Raw genomic sequence first — 22,487 nt, forward strand, 5'->3', positions numbered from 1 at the left:
CCCATTGGAAACCGCTTTTCGCGGACGGGGCGAGAATATACCCGCTATGCGTGTGATATGCACTGCCGGATCGGTCGGAAATCAACCGTCCGGCCTGGGTGTGACGGCGCCGGCGTCAGCCGGCCTTGTCCAGTTCAAAGGCATCGTGCAGTGCCTGCACGGCCAGTTCCATGTACTTGCGTTCGATCAGGACGGAAATCTTGATCTCGGAGGTGGTGATGACCTGGATGTTGATGCCTTCGTCGGCCAGCACGCGGAAGAACTTGGCCGCGACACCGGCGGCCGAGCGCATGCCGATACCCACGACCGAGACCTTGGCCACGTTGGTATCGGCGACGATGCCGTGGAAATTGATGTCACCCTTGGCCTTGGCCTCTTCCATCGCCTTCTCGGCGCGCGCCACCTGGTTGGTGGGGCAGGAGAAGGTCATGTCGGTGCGACCCTCGTCCGAGATGTTCTGCACGATCATGTCCACGTTCACCCCGGCCTCGGCCAGGGGGGTGAAGATCGCGGCGGCGATGCCGGGCCGGTCGGCGACCGAGACCAGGGTCATCTTGGCTTCGTCGCGGGAGTGGGCCACACCGGCCACGATATTGCTTTCCATGATCTCTTCCTCGTCGCAGACCAGCGTTCCCGCCGCGTCGTCCATTTCCTCGAAGCTCGACAGCACCCGCAGCGGCACCTTGTAGCGCATTGCCAGCTCGACAGAGCGGGTCTGCAGCACCTTGGCGCCCAGGCTGGCCATTTCCAGCATCTCCTCGAAGGCGATCCGGTCCAGCTTGCGCGCCTTTTCGCAGATCCGCGGGTCGGTCGTATAGACCCCGTCGACGTCGGTGTAGATGTCGCAGCGTACCGCGCCGAACGCGGCGGCAAAGGCCACGGCGGTGGTGTCCGAACCGCCCCGGCCCAGCGTGGTGATGCGGCCCTCCGGGCTGATCCCCTGGAACCCGGCCACGACGGCGACCTTCATGCCCTCGGCGAACTTCGCGGTGATGTTCTCCGGCGGGATTTCCTCGATCCGGGCCGAGGCATGGGCCGAGGTGGTTTTCACCGGCACCTGCCAGCCCTGCCAACTGCGGGCGGGGATGTCCATTTCCTGCAGCGTCAGCGCCATCAATCCGGCGGTGACATTCTCGCCCGAGGAGACCACCGCATCGTATTCGCGCGCGTCGAACAGCGGCGAGGTGTCCTCGACCAGGCCCACCAGCTTGTTGGTTTCGCCGGACATGGCCGAGACGATGACGATCACGTCATGGCCCTTGGCGACCTCGACGCCGACGCGCTTGGCGGCGCGGCGGATGCGGTCCAGCGTGGCGACGGAAGTGCCGCCGAATTTCATCACGAGCACGGACATGGAGGTCCCCCTTCAGATCGCAGGGCGTTTACGCCGCGTTTCCGTCGCGCGCAAGGGCGCTTTGGCCGCAGGTCGGCCGTTGTGGCGATGTCACCGCGGCTCAGCGGTCGCGCGGCGTTCGGTGGTCCACCGGGGCCATTCTGCCAGACGCGACCAGCGCCTCGGGCGAGGCGGTGTCCTCGGTCGTCTGGGCGCTGAGTGCCAGCCAGCCCTGCGCCTGCCGCTGCAGCACGAAACTGGTGATCCACAGCCGGTCCGGACGAGGGCCGCCATCCGGTGCGGGCTGGCCGGACAGAGTGAACCTGCAACGTACGAGCGCGCTGTCGTCCGACAGCGTGGTGGTCGCGGTCCGGCTGGGCGTCAGGACCGTTCTGGCGAAGGCGGTCCTGAAAATGCGGTCGTACGGTTTGGCGATCGCGGCACGTCCGTGCCAGCACAGGCCGGTGACCGTGACGAAAACCGCGTCTTCGGTGAACAGCGCGGCCAGCGTCTGTCCGCTGCGGCTGTGCCAGGCGGCGGCGAAGGCCGCCGGAAAGCGCGCGGGTTCTAGGACGGGGTCAATAGGGATGTGCGCGGCCATCCCAGGTCTCGAAACAGCCGGTGTGGTCGATGTCCAAGGCGTCGATGCGGTCCACCAGTCCGCGGGCGGCTTCGGCGGGGGTGATTTCCGCCGCCCCGCCGCCCATGTCGGTCTGCACCCAGCCGGGGTGGTAGATGCCGACGGCGATGCCCAGCGGTTTCAGGTCCGCGGCCAGGTTGCGGCCAAGGTTCAGCGCCGCCGCCTTCGACGCGCGGTAGATATAGCTGCCGCCGGGCGCGCGGGTGTGCGAGGCCATCTGAGACGAGATGATCGCGATGCGCGGCATGTCCGACAGTTGCAGGTTGGGCAGGAGCGACTGCACGCTGAGGAAGACGCCGGTGACGTTCACGGCGAAACTCTCGGCCCACATTTCCGGCGGGTAGCCGTCGGCGAGGCTCTGTCCCTTGTCCAGGTAGACGCCGGCGTTGCAGATCAGCGTGTCGATGGTCCGGCCTTCCAGCCTTGTGGAGAGGGCGCGGTGCGAGGCCGGGTCCGTGACTTCCAGCGGCAGGTATTCCGGGTGGTCGCGCGCGGTGCCAAGCACCTTGTCGCCGCGCGCGGTCAGGGCGCTGTCCAGCGCCGCGCCGACGCCGCGGTTGGCGCCGGTGATGAGGATCTGCATGGGCGGGCTCCCTGATGTCTGCCCGTTTTGCCTAGCGCAATGGCGCGGGCCGGAACAGGGGTCAGTTGCTCTTGCGCGTGGGGGTAAAGGGCAGGGGCGCGACCTTGATCCCGTCCTCGATCAGCGCCTTGGCCTCATGGCCCTTGGCCTCGCCCCAGATCGGGCGTTCCGGAGCGTCACCGGCATGCATGGCCCGGGCCTCTTGTGCGAACCGCGTGCCCACATAGTCCGAGTTCGCCTCGACATGGGCCTTGAGCGCGGCCAAGGCCTGTTCGGCGGGGGTCGCGGGTTTGGACAGCGGTTGTTCCGGGGCGGTTTCGGGCGTGTCTCCAAGTCCGACGCGGGGCGCCATCAGCGCCTTTTCCACCTTTTCCGTTCCGCAGACGGCACAGGCGACGTGGCCCGCGGCTTGCAGCTTGTCAAAGGCGGATGCGGATTGGAACCAGCTGTCGAACTGGTGTCCGTCGGCACATTTGAGACTGTACTGGATCATCTCCCGGCTCCGGATGGCAATCATATGAAAGATAAGGATAACGCGCGGCGGATCAAGTTCGCTCTGGCGGCGGCAGCTGGGCAAGGATGCTGTCCGCCAGCGCGTCGAGGCTGCTGTCCTGGCGCAGGGCGGCACGGGCCGCCTGGCCGGATTTCTTTTGTTCGGCAGGGTCTTGCAGGGCGGTCAGCGCATGGGCAAGCGTTTCTGCATCGGTGATTTCCGGTGCGATGTCCCGCAGCCGCGAAAAGGCGGCGGTAAAATTACGCGTATCCGGTCCGTGGATCAGCGCGGCGCCAAATGCGGCGGGCTCATAGGGGGTGTGTCCGCCCCGGTCGCTGAGCGTTCCACCGATGAAGACCCGGCCCGCGCGGGCATACCAGAGCGGCATCTCTCCCAGCGTGTCGGCCAGGTAGACCTGCGCCGTCGCGGGGTCTTGGCTGCGGCTGCGGCGGGCGACGGTCAGGCCCAGTGCGCGGGCCTCTTCGGCGATTTCATCCGCCCGGCGGGGATGACGTGGGGCGAGGATGAGTTTCAGCCCCGGTGTGTCGCGCAGGCAGGTCTTGTGGGCGGTGAGCGCGACGCGCTCGTCGCCTTCGTGGGTAGAGGCGGCAAGCCAGGTCAGGTGACGGGGCAAGGCGGCGTCCAGCCCTGGATCGGCCACCGGGGCGGGGGGCGTGTAGAATGCCTTGAGGTCGACGACCGGCCCCCGGGCGCTGGCGGGCAGGCCGAGATCGGCCAGCCGCTCTGCGCTTGCGCCATCCTGCGCCGAGGCGAACGCGACGCGATTCAGTGTCCGACCGGCCAGTTTCGGCAGCCGTGCCCAGTTGCGCGCGGTGCCCGCGCTCATCCGGGCGCCCAATAGCAGGACCGGGCCGGGGCAGCTGAGGAACCGGTTTGGCCAGAGCTCGGCTTCGAGCGCGACATGGGCGCGAACCTGCCAGCCCTGCATGATCCGGCGCGTCGGGCCGCGCAGGTCCAGCGGCGCGAGCCGGGCGGTGACACGCGGCAAGCCCCAGCGTTTGGCCAGCGCCACGCCGGTGTCCGTGTTGGCGGTGATCAGCCAGTGCAGGTCCGGGCGGGCGGCGATCAGGCGTTCGAGAAGCGGACGGACAGAGGCAAGCTCTCCGTTCGAGGCGCCGTGCAACCAGACATGCGGGCCGGGAGTGGGCGTGCCGGGCGACAGCCGGGACCGGGCCGCGGAGAGCCCACCCCGACGCAGGGCAGTCGCCAGGGTGCCGGTGGCAAAGAGGCTGAGGAGCAAGCGATAGAGAAACACAGGTGATCCGGTCATTGCGCGGGCCAACTGCCCGGACCTGCGGATAGGCCCTGCGACGGGGCCTTGGCAAGAGTGGACGAGATCGGCCCCATATGGCTAGCGGATCCCGGTTTGCACGACGAGAATGCGGAAACTTGCCGGTGCGAGTTTTCAGTGGGTTAGCGGAGGAAACTTTCTGGGGGAACGCCTGCCTTGGTGCGGTGTGCGTTTACAAAATGCAATATTCATTCTTCAGAAGTAGGGCGTTATGGCTACGTTTCTTGTCGTTTCAGGACTTTTTCGACGGCGTCTCCAGCCCGAGTTGGGGTTTGGTGGCGGCGCTCCGCGGCTCTGCTGTACGATCTTGGCGGCGACATTGGGGGTGATTTCCGATCATGTATTTGAATCAACGGGTTGTCCCCTTTGGTTCCTGTGAACCGATTCCTGCCAAGAAACTGCAAGAGATGGTCGGAACATCGGGAAAACCGATCAGATGTCGCTTGGTCAGGTTTTCAATTCAAAAACAGATGTTTGCGCAGTGCTTCTCACAAGTTTCGTTTGGCGTGAGTGCCGCCACGAAATTTCGCCGGGCCCTTGCTCTCATCCAACTGGTGACTTGATCGCCGCAGCCAAAGGCCATCCACCGGTCGGCGAAATGTCGAACATGGGGGAATGGTGCTGCTGGAGAGAATTGAACTCTCGACCTCTCCCTTACCAAGACAGGGGTGGGCAGCTTAGAAGCCTGTTTTTAGGGCATTCCAGTCTTTGCGTGATCGCCGTTGTTTCCGTCATGTTCCGCAGTTTCTGTGCGGTATCTGTGCGGGAGTGCGCCCATGTCTAGCTTTGGCAAACTGGCAAAACCCGCGCACAAGCGCATGTCGAAGATGCTGGGCTACACGCTCACTCTTGGCACCACTGACGCCTGGTCCGGTTTCAGCGACGTTGCCGCCGCCCGGCTTTCGACCGAGGAACGCGCCGCGCTGGCCTTTGCAGCCCTGCGATCCCTGCACCCGGATCACGCCGAACTGACGGCCCGCGCCGCGATCCGCGTGGCAGGCGCGCCGGTTCCCGCCTTCCTGGGCCAGATGGATGAGGCCCGGTCCTGGGCGGCACTCGCCAGCCGGGCAGAGCTGAAATCCTACGCGGCGGCAGCCTTCGACGCGATGAGCGCCGCCGATCAAGCAGCCTTCTTCCGACACATCAGCGAAGTGGAGATTGCGGCATGAAACTAATTGCCACGCGCACCCCCGTCAGCGCATCCGACCCTTTCGACCTGGACGCCGTCAAAGATCACTTGCGAGTGGACTTCACAGACGATGACAGCGGCATCGGCAACATGGCCCGTACCTCCGGGCAGGAGGTCGAGCAAGTCGCACAGATCGGGCTTCTGACCCAGACAATCCGGGTTGTGATCCTTGACCCGGGCACAGACAGAATCCTGCGCCTGCCCATCGGCCCTGTTGCCGACGACGCGGAGGTGACCGTGTCCATAGACGGCGCATCCTTCACCGACTTCACCCTGATCGGCGGTATCCGTGCGCTGATCCGATTTGGCGACACGTTCGACAACCTCACGCCGGAACAGATCGCGATTGAATACCCGGCAGGGTTTGGAGACAGCGCGACGGACATTCCGGCTGACCTCGCCCAGGCGATCATGGATCAGACCGCGCTGCACTATGACGGGCGGTCCCCGATGGACGCGAAGAGCCTCACCACGTCGCCGCATATGGCGCGGATCGCGGCCAGGTATCGCGGGGTGCAGGCATGACCGCGCGCGAGCTTGACGAAATCCTTGTGCATCGCTGGCCGCTGGTCATGCGCGCCGTGATGGCGGGTAGCGACGAATGGCTACAGGGCTTTGTGCGATCCATCGCCAAGCATGGCAAGCGCGCCTCCTGGCGCCCCTCAGCCAAGCAAGAGCAGGTCATGCGGCGGCTGCTGTCCGAACTGGGTGCAGCACCGGGCGACGTGGAGGTGATCGAGAGGTGAGAAAGCGGCGACCCTGCGCGCCACCCCAGACGCAGGGCCGATGTGGTGGAACGGGTTAGCAACGGTGGCTCCACATTGGACAGCCTACCACGGGCGGGATCACAGGCAAAGGGCAGTCCGAGAGGTTGAGGCCCGATCCCCGGCACCGCGCTCATGGTGTCGCAAGCAGCAACCGACCGACCGGCAGGAGCGCATGACCGGACGGGCCTTCAAGCGGCACACCCGGCTCGGTTGGCAGGGCAAGACCGCAAGGGGCGTAGGGACTGCCGCAGCCGCGCGCTGTGGGCAGTCGTCCTATGCCTTCTGCACGGCTCCCCTCTCCATTGGCAGAGAGGGCAAGAGCAACGGTTGAACAGAGAGATACGCGCGAGAGCAGGAACGATGACAGAGGCGACGAAAAAAAACAGGCAATGGCGTAAGGCGGACGGATCGAAGCTCGAGCCGAAGCCCGAGCGCGCGCCCGACCTCGCCCGTTCTTCGGATCATCAGCCCGACCTCTTCGAAAATGGTCCCAATGCCGCCGATCTGATGCGGAGGGTAAACCGTGCTATTGACAAGGGAGTTTTCTCGCCCGGTGGGGAACTGGACGGCGCGGCCCCGGCAGAAAAAGCTATGCGATTTATGCATGCCCTCGCCATTCCCGAGGGGCCGAACGCAGGCAATCTGGTGCAGTTGGCACCCTTCCAGCGTCAATTCATCGAGGGTGCGCTAGCACCGGAGACCTCTACCGCTGTTCTCAGCATCGGGCGCGGCAACGGCAAGTCCGCGATCACTGCGGGCCTTGGCCTGGGCGGTCTCCTGGGCATCTGGGATCGCCAGCCCCGGCGCGAGATCATCGCAGCCGCGCGAACACGCGATCAGGGTCGGATCATCTGGGACTTCGTGGCGGGCTTCTGCCAATCGCTCCCGCCCGAGGTGCAGAACCGGCTGATCTTCCGCCGCGCCCCCCGCCTTGAAATCGAGTACGAAGGCGACGGCGGCGGGCATGTCCTGCGCGTTGTCGCGGCTGACGGCAAGTCAGCCCTGGGCGGCGCCCCGACAATCGTGATCCTGGACGAACGCGGGCACTGGGCGCTGGATCGCGGCGACGAACTGGAACACGCGCTGTTGTCGGGCCTTGGCAAGCGTGGCGGGCGCGCCTTCCTCATCAGCACCTCCGCCAGCGACGACACGCACCCGTTTTCCCGCTGGATCGACGACCCGGCCCCCGGCACCTATGTACAGGAACACCGGCCCGCCCCCGGCCTGCCGGCGGATGATCCCGAAAGCCTCCTGATCGCCAATCCCGGCTCCGTTCATGGCATCGGGTCCAGCCCTGAATGGCTCGAGGCCCAGGCGCAGCGGGCAATTGCACGCGGCGGCTCGAGCCTCTCCACCTTCCGCCTCTACAACCGGAATGAGCGCGTCAGCGGTGAGACACGCGACTCGCTGATCACACAGGACGAATGGCTGGCCTGCGAGGTGTCAGAGCTGCCACCGCGCCAAGGCGGATGCGTGATCGGGATCGACCTGGGCGGCTCTGCCAGCATGACGGCGGCGGCTTTCTACTGGCCCGAGACCGGGCGCCTGGAAGCCTTGGGCACCTTCCCCAGCTCCCCCAGCCTTCTGGATCGCGGCCAGTCCGATGGCGTGGCCGGGCGCTACGTCGAGATGCAGGAGCGCGGCGAGCTGACGGTGCTGGGCGACAAGACGGTGCCCGTTGCGCCCTGGTTGCTCGAGGTGCTGCGCCATGTCGAGGATCAGCCGATCAGCGCAATCACGATGGACCGTTTCAAGCAGGCCGAGCTTGGCGAAGCGATCACCCGCGCAGGCATCCGGGCGCCCCTTGTCTGGCGCGGCCAGGGCTTCCGCGACGGTGGCGAGGACTGCGAGCGGTTCCGCCGCGCCACCTTCGACGGCCAGGTGAAATCCCGGCCCTCCCTGCTGATGCGTTCCGCCTTCGCGGATGCAGTCTGCCTGCGCGATCCGGCCAACAATCTGAAACTTGCCAAGGCGCGCAGCACCGGGCGGATCGACGCGGCGGCGGCATCGGTGCTGGCCGTGGCCCAAGGCGCACGGATCGCAGCACAGCCGGTCAAGAAAGCGAGGATGATATGGGCTTGAATGCCGGGAACCTTGACCGCCGGATTCAAATCCGGCGGGCGAACCTGACACTGAATGACTACGGCGGATATGACGCCGAGTGGTACGATCAAGGCGCGCCGATCTACGCCCAACGCCGGGACGTATCCGACGCCGAACGCTACAGCGCGGGCGCCTGGGACAACAAGCTGGTGACGCGCTTTGTCATCCGCAACACGGCGGCGGGGCGGGACATTCGCCGCACCGACCGGCTGACCCATGAGGGCATCACCTACGAGATCGACGGGATCAAGGAGGTGCCCGGCAAGCGGGCCTTCCTCGAAATCACCGCCTGGTCGGAGGAACCCGCATGAGCATCCGCAAGCAACATCAAAGGCACAGCGCCCGCGTGACCCGCACCAAACGCTGGAAAGCCCTGCGGGCCGAGATCCTCGAGCGGGACCGCTACCGCTGCCGGTCCTGCGGCTGCGGCGGGCGGCTCGAGGTGGACCACATCAAGCCGGTCAGGACGCATCCCGACCTGTCCTATGAGCCGACCAACCTGCAAGCCCTTTGCCCGTCCTGCCACGCACGCAAGACGCGGCTCGAGTGCGGCCACCCGCCGCCAAGAGAAGACCGCCAGGCATGGCGGGATGCTGTCGAGGCCCTCGAAAAGCCCGGCAAGAACCCCGAGAGCAGAAAGGAACCCAAATGCTCGATTCTGTGAAGATCGCCCGGCGCCAGTCGGAAATCCGCCAGTCGCTGGCAGAGCTGGCGGCGAAGGACAGCCCCTCTGACGACGAGGTGCGCAGCATGGAAGACATGGACCGCGAGTACCGGCAGAACGAAACCCGGTATCGCGCGGCCCTGATCGCTGAGGACACCGAGCGTCGCGAGGCGGGCGAGGAACTGGAAACCCGCTCTGACCGAGAATGGTCCGACATGATGGCGGGATTTGAACTGCGCCAGGTCGCGCTTGCCCTGGACGAAGGGCGCCAGCTCAACGGCCAGACGGCGGAAATCGTGACCGAACTGCGCGAGCGCGGCGGCTATCGCGGAATGCCGGTGCCCCTCGAGGCGCTGGAAGTCCGGGCCGGTGAAACCGTCGCCAGCGGCACGCCCGACCCGATCCGCACCGCCCCGATCATCGACCGGCTGTTTCCGCAGTCTGCTGCGGCGCGCATGGGCGCGCAGATGGTCAACGTGGGCACCGGCGAACTGGAATACCCGGTTGTCACGTCCAGCGTGGCGGCGGGCTGGGCCGATGGTGAAACCGCCAATGTTGCAGGCCCGACCGTCTATAGCACGACCGACCGCCCGCTTGCCCCGGACAACACCCTGGGCATCCAGATGCGGATTACCCGCAAGAGCCTGAAACAGTCGGGCGCGGCGCTGGAACAGGCGGTGCGGCGCGACATGGCGGGCTGCATGGGCGAAGCGCTGGACGCGGCGGTATTCCTGGGCAGCGGGTCCAGCGGGGAACCGACCGGGGTTTTCACTGGCGCGTCGGGCTGGTCCATCACGGAGACTGCGATCAACGCGGCTGCGTCCTGGGCGGCATTCCGGGCGGCTGTGGTGCGCTTCATGACCGCCAACGCGGCGGGATCGCCCGATGCGGTCAAGCTGATGATCCGGCCCGAGGTCTGGGCCGCTCTGGATGATACCTACATCGACACCGGCACCGGCATCACGGAATGGGATCGCCTGGTCAAGAACATCCCGGCGCGCAACGTGGTCATGTCGACCAACGGGCTTGCGGCCCCGACCGGATCGCCCACGGCATCGAACGCCCTGCTGACCACCAATGCGGGCGGCACGGCGCCGATCTTCGTCGGCATGTGGGGCGCGGTGGACCTGATCCGCGATCCCTACAGCGATGCCCAGTCCGGCGGGCTGCGCCTCACGGCTTTGTCCACGATGGACGTCACCATTTCCCGCGCCGCCCAGCTCGAGGTGCTGACCGGGGTGCAGGACTGATGCTCTACGGTGGCGTGGCAGGCGGCGGGCTGGAGCTGCGCCGCCTGGACGGGGGAGGCGCACGGCTGACCGGGCGCTTTCCCTACAACCAACCGACCGAGCTGGCCCCTGGGCGCTTCGAGGTGATCGCCCCGCGTGCCTTCGCCGCCAGCCTTGCCCAGGGCGCGGGGATCTACCTGCTGGCCGGTCACGACTTCGACCGCCCGCTTGCCAGCCGCGCTGCGGGCACGCTCGAGCTGACGGACAGCGACGAGGCCCTGACCTTCGAGGCGACAATCTCGGACGCCACGACCTGGGCGCGCGACTTCCTTGCCGCGCATGGGGCCGGGCTGATCCGGGGCCTGTCGCCGGGCTTTCGCGTGGCCGGTGGCGGGGATCGCATCGAGCGCGACGGGACCACGATCCGCCGCACGGTCTTTGCGGCCGAGCTGGTGGAACTGTCGGCCGTCGCCCGGCCAGCCTACGATCATGCCCAGGTCGAGGCGCGCCGCTGGACCGCGCAAAGCCCGGACCTGAACCGGATCGTGATGCGGGCCAATCACGCCTATCGGTGGAGGTGACCATGCTGGGATGGATCATGCACAAGCTGCGCCCGATCGAGGCCCGATCGAGCGGATCGGGCTACACGGCCCAGGTGATCGCCGCGCGGGACAGCTATGTGAGCGGGCGCCGCGGCGTGGCCGAACTGACAGCGACGGTGCAGAGCTGCATCAGCCTTTGGGAAGGCGGCTTTGCAATGGCGGACGTGACCGGAACCGACCTCCTGCCGCGCCAGACGATGGCGATGGCGGCGCGGTCCATCGCCCTGACCGGCGAAGCCCTGTTCCTGATCAGTGACCGGGGCCTTGTTCCGGCCACGGATTGGGACGTTAGCACCCGCGACGGCCTGCCCAGGGCTTACCGCCTGTCGATACCCGAGGCGGGCGGTGGGCGGTCCATGACGGCCCTTGCGCCCGAGGTGCTGCACCTGCGGATCGGCGCGGATCACGCCATGCCCTGGATCGGCACGGCGCCGCTGCGCCGGTCCAGCTTGACCGGCGCCATGTTGCACGCGGTGGAATCGGCCCTGTCCGAGACCTTCGAGAGCGCGCCCCTGGGCAGCATCATCGCGCATCTGCCGGACACCGGGGCCGACGACATGGCGACCCTGCGCGCGGCCTTTCGCGGGCGGCGCGGCTCCACCCTGGTCATGGAAGGTGTGGCCCAGGCGACGGCGGCGGGGATGAATCCGACCATCGGCCAGAAACCGGATCAGCTCTCGCCCGACCTCAGCAAGAGCATGACCGCCGAGACGCTGGCAGCGGCCCGAGAGGGCATCCTTGCGGCCTATGGCGTCCTGCCGTCGCTGATGAACAGATCCGCCACAGGGCCGGTTGTGCGCGAGGCACAGCGCCAGCTTGCCACCTGGACGCTGCAACCCATTGCCGAGCTGCTGGCGGATGAGGCCACGGCCAAGCTGGGCGCCCCCGTCCGGATCGACACGCTGCGGCCCCTGCAAGCCTTTGACGCAGGCGGGCGGGCACGCGCCCTGTCCGCGATCATCAAGACGATGGCAGAGGCCAAGGAGGCCGGGCTATCCCCCGGCGATCTGGCCGCCGCCTTTGGCATGGTGGACTGGAAGGAACCGGAATAGGGCGGATGCCCCTGGGGATTTTCATGTTGGCCCCCATGCATCCCGGATCAGTCGGCGAGTCCCGTCAGCAACCCCGACAGCGCGCGGCCTGCATCCTCTGTCTGGCGCGGCGCGCCATTGCCTACTCTTTCGGAAAGTTTATGATCTCGGCTGAAGACGGCTTCTTCAAGTAGCCTCTAATTGCGGCCTTTAAAGGTTCTTTCACTTCCGGTGAAATCGCTTCTGGTCCGGCAATATCGAGGACACGGAGAACATTCTCGGTGATTTGATCTCGGATCACTTCGGAAGAACTGCCGTCCTCTCCCTTCAAGTGTCTCGTGAGGGCGGTTAATATCAGACGAGTTGCCAAAAGCTCGACCTCCAGAGCTCCAATCTTCTCTGCAAACATCTGATTTATTTCGTCCTGTGTTCCATTGAAACGCACTTCAACTTCCTTTGCTAAGTCTAACACCTGCGCCACCGCCGTTTTCCGCGATGAACTCCACCCCGGCGGCTTCGAGGGCGGCGCGGATCGCGGCGATGGCATCCTGTGACGCAGGCGGTTGAATTTTGCCCTCAGCCCTCTTGAGCGTGGACACTGACACGCCTGCTTGCGCAGCCAATTCCGGCTGACTCAGCTCGAGCATAGATCGCGCGGCGCGCAGTTGTGCAGGAGTGGTCATATTTCCTCTTGAACTAATTAGACCAAAACGCATATGGTCCAATTAGACCATACCACATCAGGAGGCCCTGACAATGCCCAAAGACCCCGCCTGCGGGACCACCCCCGTATTGCCTGACGTTCATCAGCTGCACGGCTACGCGGCCAGGCTGCGCGATGCGCTTTGCATCCTCGACGACCTGGACGATGGCAGGCTGCCCATCAATTACATCACCGCTACCGCCAAGCCGATGGTCACGCGCCTAATGGACGGTCTGGAACACCTCATGGAGGCTGAGCAATGACCCGTGGTTACCTCAACGGCGACGACGCCGTGACCAAGGCCAATCAGATCATCGCCCTGTCCCACATGGCCGGTATCGCCTCCGTCGAAAGTGCAGAGCATGTCTTTGACTTCCCCAGCATCTTCGACGTGATCCGCCGCCTCGCCTACGAAATCTCCGACCAAGTGGAGGAAATCGAGCGAGAGCATAAGATTGGGAAGGTTTGGGGAATTACAGGAAATCAATGACTTGCGAGGCGAAGTCTAAGTGTCCAGAAAACACTTAGAGCAACCCTTACATTTAGCATTGACCGGAATCCGATGATCGCCAAGAATTGCCATAAGAGAGCTATCGAGGCCGAGCATGAAAGCGGGCGACCTGAAACGGATTGTGGCCGAGGCCATGCTTGTTGAGCCTTCCAAGGTTTGGGTGACCATGCGCAACCTGCGGGAAAACGATCTGATCACGACTGGCGCGCGGGGTGTGAATGCGCCCGATCTGACGTATCGGGACGCCGCCCGCGTGCTGCTGGCGCACATCCTGGACAGCAACCCAGGCCGCGCCGCACCGCGCTATGTGCGGGATTTTGGGCGGCTGCCCTGGGCCAATCCGGCTTTTGCCTGGGAGGACGATCCCTTCACGCTGGCAGAACTGGCCCCCGACAGCCCGACCGACACACTCGAGGATGCCATTGCAGCCCTGATCCGGGTCTTTGCCGAATGCCGGGAAACCGCTGCCTTTGTCGAGGCAGGCACGCGACTGCGCGACGGAGGCTTTCGCAACCCGGTTTGCCGGATAGAAGTCTTTGAAGAGGACGCAGCCGCGACGATCAGCATGGGCGCGGCTCACTATGCCTTCAACGAACGCCCGACAAGCGTCCGCGACTGGACCCCGGATCAGAACGAAGATCTGCGCCTTGGCAGGCAAGCCATTGCCTTCGTCAATCAAGAGGTGGTCGCGCGGATCGCAGATGGATTTGAGGGGGGGCAGTGATGGCCCGCCTGATGACATTGCAAGAGGTTGCTAAGGAACTTCACCACACGGTCACGGTGGAGGCCCTGCGGAAGGCGGTACGCAGCGGCGAGCTGCGGGCGGATAAATTCAACACCCGGTCATATCTGACGACCTGGGAATGGGTGCAGGAGTGGGTTTCATGCCGAGGCCGAGAAAGCCCGCGCGCCTCTACTGGCGCAAGGATGAACAGCAATGGGTCATCCGCGACGGAACCGCACAGATCAGGACAGGATTTGGTGCACAGCAGTCTCGCGAGGCTGAAAACGCGCTTTCCGACTACCTCGCCCAAAAAGCGGTCCCGGAGCGATCAGGGCCAGCACATCCGGGAGAGCTGACGGTGGGTGAGGTGCTTGCCAAATACGCGGATGACTACGGGCCGGGCATGGAAGCCCCGGCGACGTTGGCATATTCCATCGCCGCGCTAGCCCCTTTCTGGGCCGACCTGACTTGTGATGCCGTCAAGGAATCGGAATGCCGTCGGTATCAGGCACACCGCGACTGCGCGCCCGGCACGGTGCGCCGGGAGTTGGGGGTTCTGCAAGCCGCGTTGAACTATGCGCACCGAGAGGGCGTCCTTGTTTATCCGATCAAGGTGAAGCTGCCAGAGGCCGGAGCGATCCGGGACCGATGGTTGACCCGCGACGAATTGGCGTTGCTCTTGCGCGCCGCCGCGCCTCATGTGCGCAAATTCATCTTGCTTTCGTACTATACCGGCAGGCGCGCCAGTGCGATCCTCGAACTGACCTGGTCGCGCGTCGATCTGGAACGCGGTGTTATCCGCTTCCGTGAAGACGGTCAGCGCGAGACGAATAAGCGGCGAGGCCGGATCGTCATGCCGCGCCAGCTACGCTCGCACATTGCCAGGTGGCGTGCCGGGATGGACGCTCTGCCCCGCAATTCCGCTGCGCATCAGACCCATGTCGTGATGTTTCGCGGTCAGACGGTGGCGAGCATCAAGAAGGGCATAAGGCGCGCGGCTGAGCGGGCCGGATTGGACGGCGTGACGCCACACGTTCTGAAACACACATCCATCACGCACGCGATCATGAGCGGCCTTGGGATCGAGGATGCGGCGGAATACTTCGACACATCGCCCGCGACCATCCGGGAACACTACTGGCATCACAGCCCACATCAACAAGCAGCCGCTGTGCAGGTTATCGAACGGAGGGGAAGATGATTTCTGTGCGGGTAACTGTGCGCCACTTCATGGGCTTAGACCCTAAGTGGTGGTGCTGCTGGAGAGAATTGAACTCTCGACCTCTCCCTTACCAAGGGAGTGCTCTACCTCTGAGCTACAGCAGCAGCGTGTGGCGGGCCTCTTAGACCGGAAATTCTGACCGCGCAAGAGGTCGAATTGAAAAAACCGACAAAGCTTTGCCGACTGCCCTGCCTCAGGCTGGACCAGCAATCATGGCTGAGGTACACCCGCGCCATGAAGCAGGATGATAAACGGCGGGGCCAAAGTGGCAATGACGGCAGGGATGCGCGGCTCAAAGCGGCGCTGAAAGCCAATCTTGCGCGCCGCAAGGCCCAGGCCCGGGCGCGGCAGGACGCCGCAGAGCCCGCTGCACCAAAGAATGGCGACACGCCGGACGAGGAATAGGACAGGCATGGATTCGATTGTTGTGACGGGGAACGGCCCGCTGGCCGGGGAGATTCCCATCGCGGGCGCCAAGAACGCCTGCCTGACGCTGATGCCGGCGACACTGCTCAGCGACGAGCCGCTGACGCTGACGAACGCGCCGCGCCTGTCGGACATCCGCACGATGACGCTGCTGCTGCGGTCGCTGGGCGCCGAGGTGTCGACCCTGGCCGATGGCCGGGTGCTGGCCATGTCCTCGCACGGCGAGATCACCCAGCGGGCGGAATACGACATCGTGCGCAAGATGCGGGCCTCGATCCTGGTGCTGGGCCCGCTGCTGGCGCGCGAGGGCTATGCCGAGGTGTCCCTGCCCGGAGGCTGTGCCATCGGCGCGCGGCCCGTGGACCTGCACCTCAAGGCGCTGGAAGCGATGGGCGCCGAGATGGACCTGCGCGACGGCTATGTGCACGCCAAGGCGCCGGCGGGCGGGCTGCGGGGCGGCATCGTCACCTTTCCCTTCGTCTCGGTCGGTGCGACGGAAAACGCCCTGATGGCGGCGACGCTGGCGAAAGGGACGACCGTTCTCAGGAATGCCGCGCGCGAGCCGGAAATCGTCGATCTGGCGCGGTGCCTGCGGGCGATGGGCGCGCAGATCGAAGGCGAGGGATCCCCCGAGATCACCATCCAGGGCGTCGACCGGCTGGGCGGGGCGACCCATGCTGTGGTGACCGACCGGATCGAACTGGGCACCTACATGCTGGCGCCGGCGATCTGCGGCGGTGAAGTGACCTGCCTCGGCGGCAAGATCGAATTGGTCGAAGCCTTCTGCGAAAAGCTCGACGCGGCGGGGATTTCGGTAGAGGAAACCGAGGCCGGCCTGAAGGTCGCGCGCCGCAATGCCCGCGTGTCGGCGGTGGACGTGACCACCGAGCCTTTCCCGGGTTTCCCGACCGACCTGCAGGCACAGATGATGGCGCTGCTGTGTACGGCCGAGGGCGTGTCGGTGCTGGAGGAGAAGATCTTCGAGAACCGGTTCATGCACGCGCCGGAGCTGATGCGCATGGGCGCGCAGATCGATGTGCATGGCGGCACGGCGACGGTGACCGGGGTCGAGCGGCTGCGCGGCGCCCCGGTGATGGCGACGGACCTGCGGGCCAGCGTTTCGCTGATCCTGGCCGGGCTGGCGGCCGAGGGCGAGACGATGGTCAACCGCGTCTACCACCTGGACCGCGGCTATGAGAACGTCGAGGACAAGTTGTCGGCGGTGGGCGCCCGGATCGAGAGGGTCGCCGAGGCATGACCGAGGACGCGCGTTTCGAAGACGGTGGCGAGCGACCGCTGAACCTTGGCGCGCTGGATGCCGAGGACCTTGCGGTGATTTCGAGCCTGGTTCAGGATGCGGTCCTGCCGGTCACCGAGATCCGCTGGCAGGCCTCGAAGCGCAGGCTGGGCCTTCTTGTCAATCGTATCCGCTGGGAAGATGTGGAGGCGGCCCGCGCAAGGGGGCGGCCTGTTGAACGCGTGCAGGCGCTGCTGGTGATCGACAATGTGCTGGGCGTGGCGAGCCAGGGCGTGGACCGGTCGGACCGCGACATGATCCTGCAGCTTATGTCGGTGACATTCGAGCCGGGTGAGGATGCGGATGGCTTTGTCGTTCTGACGCTGGCCGGGGACGGGGCCCTGCGGGCGAAGGTCGAGGCGCTGGAAGTAGCGTTGCGGGACGTGACGCGGCCTTACCTTGCGCCTTCGGGGAAGCTGCCGGACCACGGAGCGTGAGCCTGTAGGTCCTGTCGTCGGGACGGGACTGTTTGCGGCTGCGCCGCAAAGACGCCCGCCCGCCGACCCTTTGGGACGGCGCGGCTTGGCACCGTATTCCGGTCCGAGACGCCCCCGAGAGCAGGCTGAGCGCCGGCCCGCTGAAGGCGGCAAACCTTCAAGGGAAGAGCATGAAGTGCGACGGGGCGGCCCCCAGCCAGGAGCGTGCGCCAGTCGCGGCGCTTGAGGCCGGCGGATGGGCGGGCTAAGAGGCGCTGGATGCAGCGGAGGTGCCCATGCCCGTCTTTCTCGATAGCCGCCAAGACGATTTCGAAACCGCCTTTCGGACCCTTCTGGGGGCCAAGCGCGAAGACAGCCCGGACGTGGAGTCGGTGGTGTCGGAGATCATCGCGGACGTGCGTGCGCGCGGCGACGCGGCGGTGCTTGAGCTGACCGCGAAATTCGACCGGCTGGAACTGGACGCGTCCCGGTTGCGGATTTCCGAGGCGGAGATCGAGGCGGAGTGCGCGCGCGTGCCTGATGCCGAACGTCAGGCGCTGGAAACCGCGGCCGAGCGCATCCGCGCCTATCACGTCCGCCAGATGCCGCAGGATCAGAGCTGGACCGATCCCGAGGGCGCCACTCTGGGCTGGCGCTGGGGCGCGGTGTCGGCGGCGGGGCTTTATGTTCCGGGCGGCCTGGCCTCTTATCCGTCGTCGGTTCTGATGAACGCCATTCCCGCCAAGGTGGCGGGCGTGGAGCGGTTGGCGATCTGCGTGCCTACGCCGGACGGGGTCGTGAACCCGGCGGTCCTGCTGGCGGCGCGGATTGCCGGGGTGGACGAGATCTATCGCATAGGCGGGGCTCAGGCGATTGCCGCCTTGGCCTATGGCACCGAGAGCATCGCGCCGGTGGACAAGATCACCGGACCGGGCAATGCCTTTGTCGCCGCGGCCAAGCGCCGGGTCTTCGGCAAGGTCGGCATCGACATGATCGCCGGCCCCTCCGAGATCCTGGTCATCGCCGATGGTGACAATGACCCGGACTGGATCGCGCTGGACCTGATGAGCCAGGCGGAACACGATGAAAGCGCGCAGGCACTGCTGATCTGCACCGACGAGGCCTTTGGCCGCCGGGTGGCCGAGGCCGTCGAGGCGCGGTTGCAGACGCTGGAACGGCGAGAGATCGCGGGCGCCTCCTGGCGTGATTTCGGGGCGGTGATCACGGTGCCCGACCTGGACGAGGCGGCGGCGCTGTCGAATCGAATCGCGCCCGAGCACCTGGAGCTTTGCGTGGCGGACCCCGAGGCGTTGGCCGGGAAATGCCAGCACGCCGGGGCGATCTTCCTGGGCCAGTGGACGCCCGAGGCCATCGGCGACTATGTCGGCGGACCGAACCACGTCCTGCCCACGGCGCGTTCCGCGCGGTTTTCCTCGGGCCTTTCGGTGATGGATTTCCTCAAGCGGACGACCCTGGCGCGGATGACGCCGGACAGCCTGCGCGCCATCGGCCCGGCGGCCGAGGTGCTGGCGCGATCCGAAAGCCTGGAGGCGCACGGGTTGAGCGTGACCGCGCGGCTTGAAAAGCTCAATCGCTGAAGGGGGAAGGGCATGAGGGTCGTCATTTTTCATAACCCGAACTGTTCCAAGTCGCGTGCGGCGCTGGCGCTGATCCGGGAAGCGGGCCAAGAGCCCGTCGTGGTGCCCTACATGAAGACGGGCTGGACCGTGCCGCAGTTGCAGGCGCTGTTTGCCGTGGCGGGGCTGACGGCGCGGGAGGTGCTGCGCACGGCCCGCACTCAGGCGAAGGAGATGGGGCTGCTGGAGGATGGCGTTGACGAAATCGCGATCCTGGAGGCGATGGTGGCGCATCCCGAACTGGTCGAGCGGCCCATCGTCTGTTCGCCGAAAGGCGTGCGGCTATGCCGTCCGCCCGAATTGGTGGCGGAACTGCTGGACGGCTGAGGCGGGTCGGGTCCGAAGGCGGGATTTGACCCTTTGGTGCCATTGCCCCCGGGGACGGGCCGCGCTAAGCCAATGCGAGTTTTCAGGATGCTGCCCATGACCCGCATCGCGCATATCGAACTGGATGATGCCAACCTGCCTCCGCCGACGCCGGAGATCGAGCAGGAGCGGCGCGTGGCCATGTTCGACCTAATGGAAGAGAATTCCTTTGTCTTGCCCGCGCGCGAGGATCGCGCCGTGCCGCCCGGACCCTACAACGTGGGGCTGTCGATCAGGGACAAGCGGCTGGTCTTTGACGTTGGCACGGCAGATCATCAAAAGGCGGCAGAATTCCATCTTTCGCTGTCGCCCTTCCGGCAGGTGGTCAAGGACTACTTCCAGATCTGCAAGAGCTACTTCGACGCGGTGCGGACCCTGCCGCCCAGCCAGATCGAGACCATCGACATGGCGCGCCGTGGCATTCACAACGAGGGCGCGCGCATCCTGCAGGAGCGGCTGGAGGGCAAGGTGGAGGTCGACGACGCCACGGCGCGGCGGCTGTTCACCCTGGTCTGCGTCTTGCATTTCGGGGGCTGAGGTGCCGGAGTTGCCGCAGTCGATCCTCTTTGCCTGCGACCACAATGCCGTCCGGTCCCCGATGGCCGAGGGCATCATGAAGAAGCTGTACGGGACAGAAACCTACGTGCAGTCGGTCGGTGTCGTGAACGATCTCGAGATCGACGGTTTCGCGATCTCGGTCTGCAGCGAGATCGGGGTAGAGCTGGAACGGCACCGGTCGCGCAGTTTCGAGGAAATGGAACAGATGGGCGAGATGCTGTCGGGGTTCGACCTGATCGTCACATTGTCTCCGGCCTCGCAGCGGCGGGCGCTGGACCTGACGCGCTATTATCACCTGACGGTGGAATACTGGCCGATCATGGATCCGACCGGCATCGGCGAGACGCGAGAGCAGAAGCTGAACGCCTATCGCCAGACGCGGGACCAGCTGGTCAAGAGGCTGGGCGATCAATGGAGCGCGGAGTAAGCGGCTGCGCCGCTTTTTCGAGTATTTTCAGAGAGAAGAAACGGGGAGTTGCGCAATGGGAGAGGCGCGGGACGTGGTGGCGAAGTATTTCGCGGCCTTCAATGCGGGTGATACGGCGGGAATGCTGGAGTGCCTGTCGGATGATGTGGCGCATCACGTCAACGAGGGGCAGGTGCGGCGCGGCAAGGAACTGTTCGAGGCGTTTTGTGCCCACATGAGCCGCTGTTACCGCGAGAACCTGACCGACATGGTGATCTTCGAGAGCGAGGACGGCAGCCGGGCGGCGGCGGAATTCATCGTCAACGGCACCTACCTGCAAACCGACGAAGGCCTGCCGGAGGCGCGTGGGCAGAACTATCGCTTGCCGGCGGGGTCATTCTTTTCGCTGGACGGCGGCAGGATCAGCCGGGTCGTGACCTACTACAATCTCGCCGACTGGACCGCGCAGGTCTCGTGATGCGGGTCGAGGTGCTGACGGGCGCCGCGCTGGAGGCGGCGCTGGATGACGTGGCGCGGCTGCGGATCTCGGTTTTCCGCGCCTTTCCCTATCTTTACGACGGGGACTTCGAGTACGAACGCGGCTATCTGCAGACCTACCGCGACAGCGAAAACGCGGTGCTGGTGGGGGCCTTTGACGGCGACAGGCTTGTGGGGGCGTCCACGGGCACGCCGCTGGAGGACCACGCCGAGGATTTCGCCGGGGCCTTCGACGGCAAGGGATTTGACCTGTCCCAGGTCTTTTACTGTGCCGAGTCCGTGCTGTTGCCCGAGTACCGCGGGCACGGCATCGGGCATCGCTTCTTTGACCTGCGCGAATCTCATGCGCGGGCGCTGGGTCGGCGGTATTGCGTCTTTTGTGGGGTGGTGCGGCCAGAGGACCATCCGCTTCGGCCTGCCGACTACGCGCCGCTTGATCCGTTCTGGCGCAAGCGGGGGTATGAGCCGCTGGAGGGCGCGGTGGCGCGATTCCGCTGGAAGGACATCGACCAGGACGCGGAGACGGAAAAGCCGCTCCAATTCTGGATGCGTGAATTGTGAGGCTCTGAGATGAAGGTTGCTGCAGCGGCGTACCCGGCGGAATTTCTTGACAGTTGGGAGGCTTACGAGGCCAAGCTGACACGATGGGTGAGCGAGGCCGCCGGCGAGGGGGCCGACTTGCTGGTCTTTCCCGAATACGGCGCGATGGAATTGGCGACGCTGGCGGGGCGCGAAGTGGCGCTGGACCTCGAGGCCAGTTTGCACGCGGTCTCCGAGCGCGTTCCGGCGGCGGATGAGCTGCATGCGTCGCTGGCGCGGCGCTTCGGCGTGCACATCCTGGCCGCCTCGGCGCCTGTCTTCGACCCGGAGATCGGGCCGCGACCGGTGAACCGGGCGCGCTTCTTCGCCCCTTCCGGAGAGATGGGGGGGCAGGACAAGCAGATCATGACCCGGTTCGAGCGCGAGGACTGGAACGTCGTGGCGGGCGGACCGCTGCGGCTGTTCGACACGGCGCTGGGCAGGATCGGTATCCTGATCTGCTACGACAGCGAGTATCCGTTGCTGGGCCGGGCGCTGCGGGAGGCAGAGATCCTGCTGGTGCCTTCGGTGACCGAGGCCCTGTCGGGGAACAGCCGGGTGCGCATCGGCGCGATGGCCCGGGCGTTGGAGGCGCAATGCGTGGCGGTCATGTCCTCGGTCGTGGGCGAGGCGGACTGGAGCGAGTCGATCGACGTCAGCGTCGGGCGCGGCGCGGTCTTCGGCCCGCCGGATATCGGCTTTCCCGAGACCGGCATCCTGGCCGATGGCGTTCTGAACCAGCCCGGCTGGACCTATGCCGAGATCGACCCGGGCGCGGTGGCGCGCGTGCGGCGCGAGGGCGTGGTTCTGAACCGACAGCACTGGGACGATCAGGCGGGCCGGGACGGCGCACCGGAAGTCATTGCATTGCGCTGAGATGTGACTTGAATTCCCCGCGCTGCAGGCGCATATTATGGCGCGCCGCGCCGAGAGCGCGGTTTTCGATTCAGGAGAGAACATGGCCAAGGAAGATACGCTCGAATTTCCCGGTGTCGTGAAGGAACTCCTGCCGAACGCGACGTTCCGGGTCGAGCTTGACAACGGCCATGAGATCATCGCGCACACGGCAGGCAAGATGCGCAAGAACCGCATCCGTGTCCTCGCGGGCGACCGGGTTCAGGTGGAAATGACCCCTTACGACCTGACCAAGGGTCGGATCAACTATCGCTTCAAGTAAGGCGCCGGACCAGCTTTGTGC

General features: G+C 65.6%; 31 protein-coding genes and 1 tRNA gene. 24 read left to right on the forward strand and 8 right to left on the reverse strand.

Annotated elements, in window-relative coordinates:
• Positions 1-115 precede the first annotated feature (115 nt).
• From RBB42_RS13345 to RBB42_RS13365, 5 genes are all read right to left on the reverse strand, one after another.
• On the reverse strand, positions 116-1,354 hold the full coding sequence (locus tag RBB42_RS13345; protein WP_305970927.1) for an aspartate kinase: 1,239 nt from the start codon (positions 1,352-1,354) through the stop codon (positions 116-118).
• A 100-nt stretch (positions 1,355-1,454) separates the two neighbouring features.
• On the reverse strand, positions 1,455-1,934 hold the full coding sequence (locus RBB42_RS13350) for a YybH family protein (protein ID WP_305970926.1): 480 nt from the start codon (positions 1,932-1,934) through the stop codon (positions 1,455-1,457).
• On the reverse strand, positions 1,912-2,556 hold the full coding sequence (locus RBB42_RS13355) for an SDR family NAD(P)-dependent oxidoreductase (RefSeq protein WP_305970925.1): 645 nt from the start codon (positions 2,554-2,556) through the stop codon (positions 1,912-1,914). Before RBB42_RS13355 ends, RBB42_RS13350 begins: the two co-directional genes overlap by 23 nt.
• Before the next feature lie 61 nt (positions 2,557-2,617).
• Positions 2,618-3,049, reverse strand: a complete 432-nt coding sequence (locus RBB42_RS13360) for a DUF1178 family protein (RefSeq protein WP_305970924.1) — start codon at positions 3,047-3,049, stop codon at positions 2,618-2,620.
• Between the two features lie 52 nt (positions 3,050-3,101).
• Positions 3,102-4,340, reverse strand: a complete 1,239-nt coding sequence (locus tag RBB42_RS13365; protein ID WP_305970923.1) for a 3-deoxy-D-manno-octulosonic acid transferase — start codon at positions 4,338-4,340, stop codon at positions 3,102-3,104.
• Positions 4,341-5,137: 797 nt separating this feature from the next.
• Here RBB42_RS13365 and RBB42_RS13370 point away from each other — a divergent pair.
• From RBB42_RS13370 to RBB42_RS13410, 9 genes are all read left to right on the forward strand, one after another.
• Positions 5,138-5,530, forward strand: coding sequence for a hypothetical protein (locus tag RBB42_RS13370; protein ID WP_305970922.1), 393 nt, complete (start codon positions 5,138-5,140; stop codon positions 5,528-5,530).
• Positions 5,527-6,075 (forward strand): head-tail connector protein, encoded by a 549-nt coding sequence (locus tag RBB42_RS13375; RefSeq protein ID WP_305970921.1) that lies wholly within the window; start codon positions 5,527-5,529, stop codon positions 6,073-6,075. The genes RBB42_RS13370 and RBB42_RS13375 overlap by 4 nt, the downstream gene beginning before the upstream one ends.
• Entirely contained in the window at positions 6,072-6,296 is a 225-nt protein-coding gene (locus RBB42_RS13380) for a hypothetical protein (RefSeq protein ID WP_305970920.1), read from the forward strand. Before RBB42_RS13375 ends, RBB42_RS13380 begins: the two co-directional genes overlap by 4 nt.
• A 528-nt stretch (positions 6,297-6,824) precedes the next feature.
• Positions 6,825-8,399: a terminase large subunit domain-containing protein gene (locus RBB42_RS13385; RefSeq protein ID WP_371932220.1), complete on the forward strand. Its 1,575-nt coding sequence runs from the start codon at positions 6,825-6,827 to the stop codon at positions 8,397-8,399.
• Positions 8,390-8,731, forward strand: a complete 342-nt coding sequence (locus RBB42_RS13390) for a head-tail adaptor protein (RefSeq protein WP_305970918.1) — start codon at positions 8,390-8,392, stop codon at positions 8,729-8,731. Before RBB42_RS13385 ends, RBB42_RS13390 begins: the two co-directional genes overlap by 10 nt.
• The gene (locus tag RBB42_RS13395) at positions 8,728-9,084 is read left to right on the forward strand and encodes an HNH endonuclease (protein WP_305970917.1); all 357 of its coding nucleotides are present in this window, start codon (positions 8,728-8,730) and stop codon (positions 9,082-9,084) included. The genes RBB42_RS13390 and RBB42_RS13395 overlap by 4 nt, the downstream gene beginning before the upstream one ends.
• A complete protein-coding gene (locus RBB42_RS13400) occupies positions 9,069-10,334 on the forward strand; it encodes a phage major capsid protein (protein WP_305970916.1) in 1,266 nt (421 codons plus the stop codon). The genes RBB42_RS13395 and RBB42_RS13400 overlap by 16 nt, the downstream gene beginning before the upstream one ends.
• Positions 10,334-10,894 carry an HK97 family phage prohead protease gene (locus RBB42_RS13405; RefSeq protein ID WP_306043700.1) on the forward strand — a complete coding sequence of 187 codons (561 nt, stop codon included), beginning with the start codon at positions 10,334-10,336 and terminating at the stop codon, positions 10,892-10,894. The genes RBB42_RS13400 and RBB42_RS13405 overlap by 1 nt, the downstream gene beginning before the upstream one ends.
• Positions 10,895-10,896: 2 nt before the next feature.
• A complete protein-coding gene (locus RBB42_RS13410) occupies positions 10,897-11,967 on the forward strand; it encodes a phage portal protein (RefSeq protein ID WP_305970914.1) in 1,071 nt (356 codons plus the stop codon).
• 121 nt (positions 11,968-12,088) lie between these two features.
• Here RBB42_RS13410 and RBB42_RS13415 read toward each other — a convergent pair whose 3' ends face one another.
• Positions 12,089-12,427 (reverse strand): hypothetical protein, encoded by a 339-nt coding sequence (locus RBB42_RS13415; RefSeq protein ID WP_305970913.1) that lies wholly within the window; start codon positions 12,425-12,427, stop codon positions 12,089-12,091.
• Complete coding sequence (locus tag RBB42_RS13420; RefSeq protein ID WP_305970912.1) at positions 12,393-12,629, reverse strand: helix-turn-helix domain-containing protein; 237 nt, start codon at positions 12,627-12,629, stop codon at positions 12,393-12,395. The genes RBB42_RS13415 and RBB42_RS13420 overlap by 35 nt, the downstream gene beginning before the upstream one ends.
• Positions 12,630-12,738: 109 nt before the next feature.
• On the opposite strand from RBB42_RS13420, the gene RBB42_RS13425 reads away from it, so the two are divergent.
• The 4 genes from RBB42_RS13425 to RBB42_RS13440 all read left to right on the forward strand — a co-directional run bounded on the left by RBB42_RS13425 (position 12,739) and on the right by RBB42_RS13440 (position 15,085).
• Positions 12,739-12,912, forward strand: a complete 174-nt coding sequence (locus RBB42_RS13425) for a hypothetical protein (protein WP_306043701.1) — start codon at positions 12,739-12,741, stop codon at positions 12,910-12,912.
• Positions 12,909-13,139, forward strand: coding sequence for a hypothetical protein (locus RBB42_RS13430; RefSeq protein ID WP_305970910.1), 231 nt, complete (start codon positions 12,909-12,911; stop codon positions 13,137-13,139). Before RBB42_RS13425 ends, RBB42_RS13430 begins: the two co-directional genes overlap by 4 nt.
• 115 nt (positions 13,140-13,254) lie before the next feature.
• Positions 13,255-13,884 carry a hypothetical protein gene (locus tag RBB42_RS13435; RefSeq protein ID WP_305970909.1) on the forward strand — a complete coding sequence of 210 codons (630 nt, stop codon included), beginning with the start codon at positions 13,255-13,257 and terminating at the stop codon, positions 13,882-13,884.
• 160 nt (positions 13,885-14,044) lie between these two features.
• Positions 14,045-15,085 (forward strand): tyrosine-type recombinase/integrase, encoded by a 1,041-nt coding sequence (locus RBB42_RS13440; RefSeq protein WP_305970908.1) that lies wholly within the window; start codon positions 14,045-14,047, stop codon positions 15,083-15,085.
• A gap of 50 nt (positions 15,086-15,135) precedes the next feature.
• Here RBB42_RS13440 and RBB42_RS13445 read toward each other — a convergent pair.
• A tRNA-Thr gene (locus tag RBB42_RS13445) sits at positions 15,136-15,210 on the reverse strand.
• A gap of 130 nt (positions 15,211-15,340) precedes the next feature.
• On the opposite strand from RBB42_RS13445, the gene RBB42_RS13450 reads away from it, so the two are divergent.
• From RBB42_RS13450 to infA, 11 genes are all read left to right on the forward strand, one after another.
• Positions 15,341-15,511, forward strand: coding sequence for a hypothetical protein (locus RBB42_RS13450; RefSeq protein WP_305970907.1), 171 nt, complete (start codon positions 15,341-15,343; stop codon positions 15,509-15,511).
• Between the two features lie 7 nt (positions 15,512-15,518).
• Positions 15,519-16,790 (forward strand): UDP-N-acetylglucosamine 1-carboxyvinyltransferase, encoded by a 1,272-nt coding sequence (gene murA, locus RBB42_RS13455; RefSeq protein WP_305970906.1) that lies wholly within the window; start codon positions 15,519-15,521, stop codon positions 16,788-16,790.
• The gene (locus RBB42_RS13460) at positions 16,787-17,266 is read left to right on the forward strand and encodes a DUF2948 family protein (RefSeq protein WP_305970905.1); all 480 of its coding nucleotides are present in this window, start codon (positions 16,787-16,789) and stop codon (positions 17,264-17,266) included. Before murA ends, RBB42_RS13460 begins: the two co-directional genes overlap by 4 nt.
• Before the next feature lie 275 nt (positions 17,267-17,541).
• Positions 17,542-18,843, forward strand: coding sequence for a histidinol dehydrogenase (gene hisD, locus RBB42_RS13465; protein ID WP_305970904.1), 1,302 nt, complete (start codon positions 17,542-17,544; stop codon positions 18,841-18,843).
• Positions 18,844-18,855: 12 nt separating this feature from the next.
• Positions 18,856-19,209 carry an arsenate reductase (glutaredoxin) gene (arsC, locus tag RBB42_RS13470; RefSeq protein WP_305970903.1) on the forward strand — a complete coding sequence of 118 codons (354 nt, stop codon included), beginning with the start codon at positions 18,856-18,858 and terminating at the stop codon, positions 19,207-19,209.
• A 96-nt stretch (positions 19,210-19,305) separates the two neighbouring features.
• On the forward strand, positions 19,306-19,785 hold the full coding sequence (locus RBB42_RS13475; protein WP_305970902.1) for a UPF0262 family protein: 480 nt from the start codon (positions 19,306-19,308) through the stop codon (positions 19,783-19,785).
• 1 nt (position 19,786) lies between these two features.
• Positions 19,787-20,233: an arsenate-mycothiol transferase ArsC gene (locus RBB42_RS13480; RefSeq protein ID WP_305970901.1), complete on the forward strand. Its 447-nt coding sequence runs from the start codon at positions 19,787-19,789 to the stop codon at positions 20,231-20,233.
• 55 nt (positions 20,234-20,288) lie between these two features.
• Positions 20,289-20,690, forward strand: a complete 402-nt coding sequence (locus RBB42_RS13485; RefSeq protein ID WP_305970900.1) for a ketosteroid isomerase-related protein — start codon at positions 20,289-20,291, stop codon at positions 20,688-20,690.
• Positions 20,690-21,271: a GNAT family N-acetyltransferase gene (locus tag RBB42_RS13490; RefSeq protein ID WP_305970962.1), complete on the forward strand. Its 582-nt coding sequence runs from the start codon at positions 20,690-20,692 to the stop codon at positions 21,269-21,271. The genes RBB42_RS13485 and RBB42_RS13490 overlap by 1 nt, the downstream gene beginning before the upstream one ends.
• Positions 21,272-21,280: 9 nt before the next feature.
• Complete coding sequence (locus tag RBB42_RS13495; RefSeq protein WP_305970899.1) at positions 21,281-22,165, forward strand: carbon-nitrogen hydrolase family protein; 885 nt, start codon at positions 21,281-21,283, stop codon at positions 22,163-22,165.
• Between the two features lie 82 nt (positions 22,166-22,247).
• A complete protein-coding gene (gene infA / locus RBB42_RS13500) occupies positions 22,248-22,466 on the forward strand; it encodes a translation initiation factor IF-1 (protein ID WP_023849011.1) in 219 nt (72 codons plus the stop codon).
• Positions 22,467-22,487: the final 21 nt, after the last annotated feature.

Source organism: Mameliella sp. MMSF_3455 (assembly GCF_030733205.1).
Classification (GTDB): domain Bacteria; phylum Pseudomonadota; class Alphaproteobacteria; order Rhodobacterales; family Rhodobacteraceae; genus Antarctobacter.

What these genes read in the sequence shown, in the direction of transcription:
- RBB42_RS13385 (WP_371932220.1), top strand. Translation starts at nt 6,825, where the DNA reads ATGCGGAGGGTAAACCGTGCTATTGACAAGGGAGTTTTCTCGCCCGGT.
- RBB42_RS13475 (WP_305970902.1), top strand. Translation starts at nt 19,306, where the DNA reads ATGACCCGCATCGCGCATATCGAACTGGATGATGCCAACCTGCCTCCG.
- RBB42_RS13390 (WP_305970918.1), top strand. Translation starts at nt 8,390, where the DNA reads ATGGGCTTGAATGCCGGGAACCTTGACCGCCGGATTCAAATCCGGCGG.
- RBB42_RS13370 (WP_305970922.1), top strand. Translation starts at nt 5,138, where the DNA reads ATGTCTAGCTTTGGCAAACTGGCAAAACCCGCGCACAAGCGCATGTCG.
- RBB42_RS13395 (WP_305970917.1), top strand. Translation starts at nt 8,728, where the DNA reads ATGAGCATCCGCAAGCAACATCAAAGGCACAGCGCCCGCGTGACCCGC.
- RBB42_RS13485 (WP_305970900.1), top strand. Translation starts at nt 20,289, where the DNA reads ATGGGAGAGGCGCGGGACGTGGTGGCGAAGTATTTCGCGGCCTTCAAT.
- RBB42_RS13380 (WP_305970920.1), top strand. Translation starts at nt 6,072, where the DNA reads ATGACCGCGCGCGAGCTTGACGAAATCCTTGTGCATCGCTGGCCGCTG.
- RBB42_RS13360 (WP_305970924.1), bottom strand. Translation starts at nt 3,049, where the DNA reads ATGATCCAGTACAGTCTCAAATGTGCCGACGGACACCAGTTCGACAGC.
- RBB42_RS13400 (WP_305970916.1), top strand. Translation starts at nt 9,069, where the DNA reads ATGCTCGATTCTGTGAAGATCGCCCGGCGCCAGTCGGAAATCCGCCAG.
- RBB42_RS13460 (WP_305970905.1), top strand. Translation starts at nt 16,787, where the DNA reads ATGACCGAGGACGCGCGTTTCGAAGACGGTGGCGAGCGACCGCTGAAC.
- RBB42_RS13410 (WP_305970914.1), top strand. Translation starts at nt 10,897, where the DNA reads ATGCTGGGATGGATCATGCACAAGCTGCGCCCGATCGAGGCCCGATCG.
- RBB42_RS13490 (WP_305970962.1), top strand. Translation starts at nt 20,690, where the DNA reads ATGCGGGTCGAGGTGCTGACGGGCGCCGCGCTGGAGGCGGCGCTGGAT.
- RBB42_RS13495 (WP_305970899.1), top strand. Translation starts at nt 21,281, where the DNA reads ATGAAGGTTGCTGCAGCGGCGTACCCGGCGGAATTTCTTGACAGTTGG.
- arsC (WP_305970903.1), top strand. Translation starts at nt 18,856, where the DNA reads ATGAGGGTCGTCATTTTTCATAACCCGAACTGTTCCAAGTCGCGTGCG.
- RBB42_RS13420 (WP_305970912.1), bottom strand. Translation starts at nt 12,629, where the DNA reads ATGACCACTCCTGCACAACTGCGCGCCGCGCGATCTATGCTCGAGCTG.
- RBB42_RS13435 (WP_305970909.1), top strand. Translation starts at nt 13,255, where the DNA reads ATGAAAGCGGGCGACCTGAAACGGATTGTGGCCGAGGCCATGCTTGTT.
- murA (WP_305970906.1), top strand. Translation starts at nt 15,519, where the DNA reads ATGGATTCGATTGTTGTGACGGGGAACGGCCCGCTGGCCGGGGAGATT.
- RBB42_RS13355 (WP_305970925.1), bottom strand. Translation starts at nt 2,556, where the DNA reads ATGCAGATCCTCATCACCGGCGCCAACCGCGGCGTCGGCGCGGCGCTG.
- RBB42_RS13365 (WP_305970923.1), bottom strand. Translation starts at nt 4,340, where the DNA reads ATGACCGGATCACCTGTGTTTCTCTATCGCTTGCTCCTCAGCCTCTTT.
- infA (WP_023849011.1), top strand. Translation starts at nt 22,248, where the DNA reads ATGGCCAAGGAAGATACGCTCGAATTTCCCGGTGTCGTGAAGGAACTC.
- RBB42_RS13430 (WP_305970910.1), top strand. Translation starts at nt 12,909, where the DNA reads ATGACCCGTGGTTACCTCAACGGCGACGACGCCGTGACCAAGGCCAAT.
- RBB42_RS13350 (WP_305970926.1), bottom strand. Translation starts at nt 1,934, where the DNA reads ATGGCCGCGCACATCCCTATTGACCCCGTCCTAGAACCCGCGCGCTTT.
- RBB42_RS13405 (WP_306043700.1), top strand. Translation starts at nt 10,334, where the DNA reads ATGCTCTACGGTGGCGTGGCAGGCGGCGGGCTGGAGCTGCGCCGCCTG.
- hisD (WP_305970904.1), top strand. Translation starts at nt 17,542, where the DNA reads ATGCCCGTCTTTCTCGATAGCCGCCAAGACGATTTCGAAACCGCCTTT.
- RBB42_RS13375 (WP_305970921.1), top strand. Translation starts at nt 5,527, where the DNA reads ATGAAACTAATTGCCACGCGCACCCCCGTCAGCGCATCCGACCCTTTC.
- RBB42_RS13345 (WP_305970927.1), bottom strand. Translation starts at nt 1,354, where the DNA reads ATGTCCGTGCTCGTGATGAAATTCGGCGGCACTTCCGTCGCCACGCTG.
- RBB42_RS13440 (WP_305970908.1), top strand. Translation starts at nt 14,045, where the DNA reads ATGCCGAGGCCGAGAAAGCCCGCGCGCCTCTACTGGCGCAAGGATGAA.
- RBB42_RS13450 (WP_305970907.1), top strand. Translation starts at nt 15,341, where the DNA reads ATGAAGCAGGATGATAAACGGCGGGGCCAAAGTGGCAATGACGGCAGG.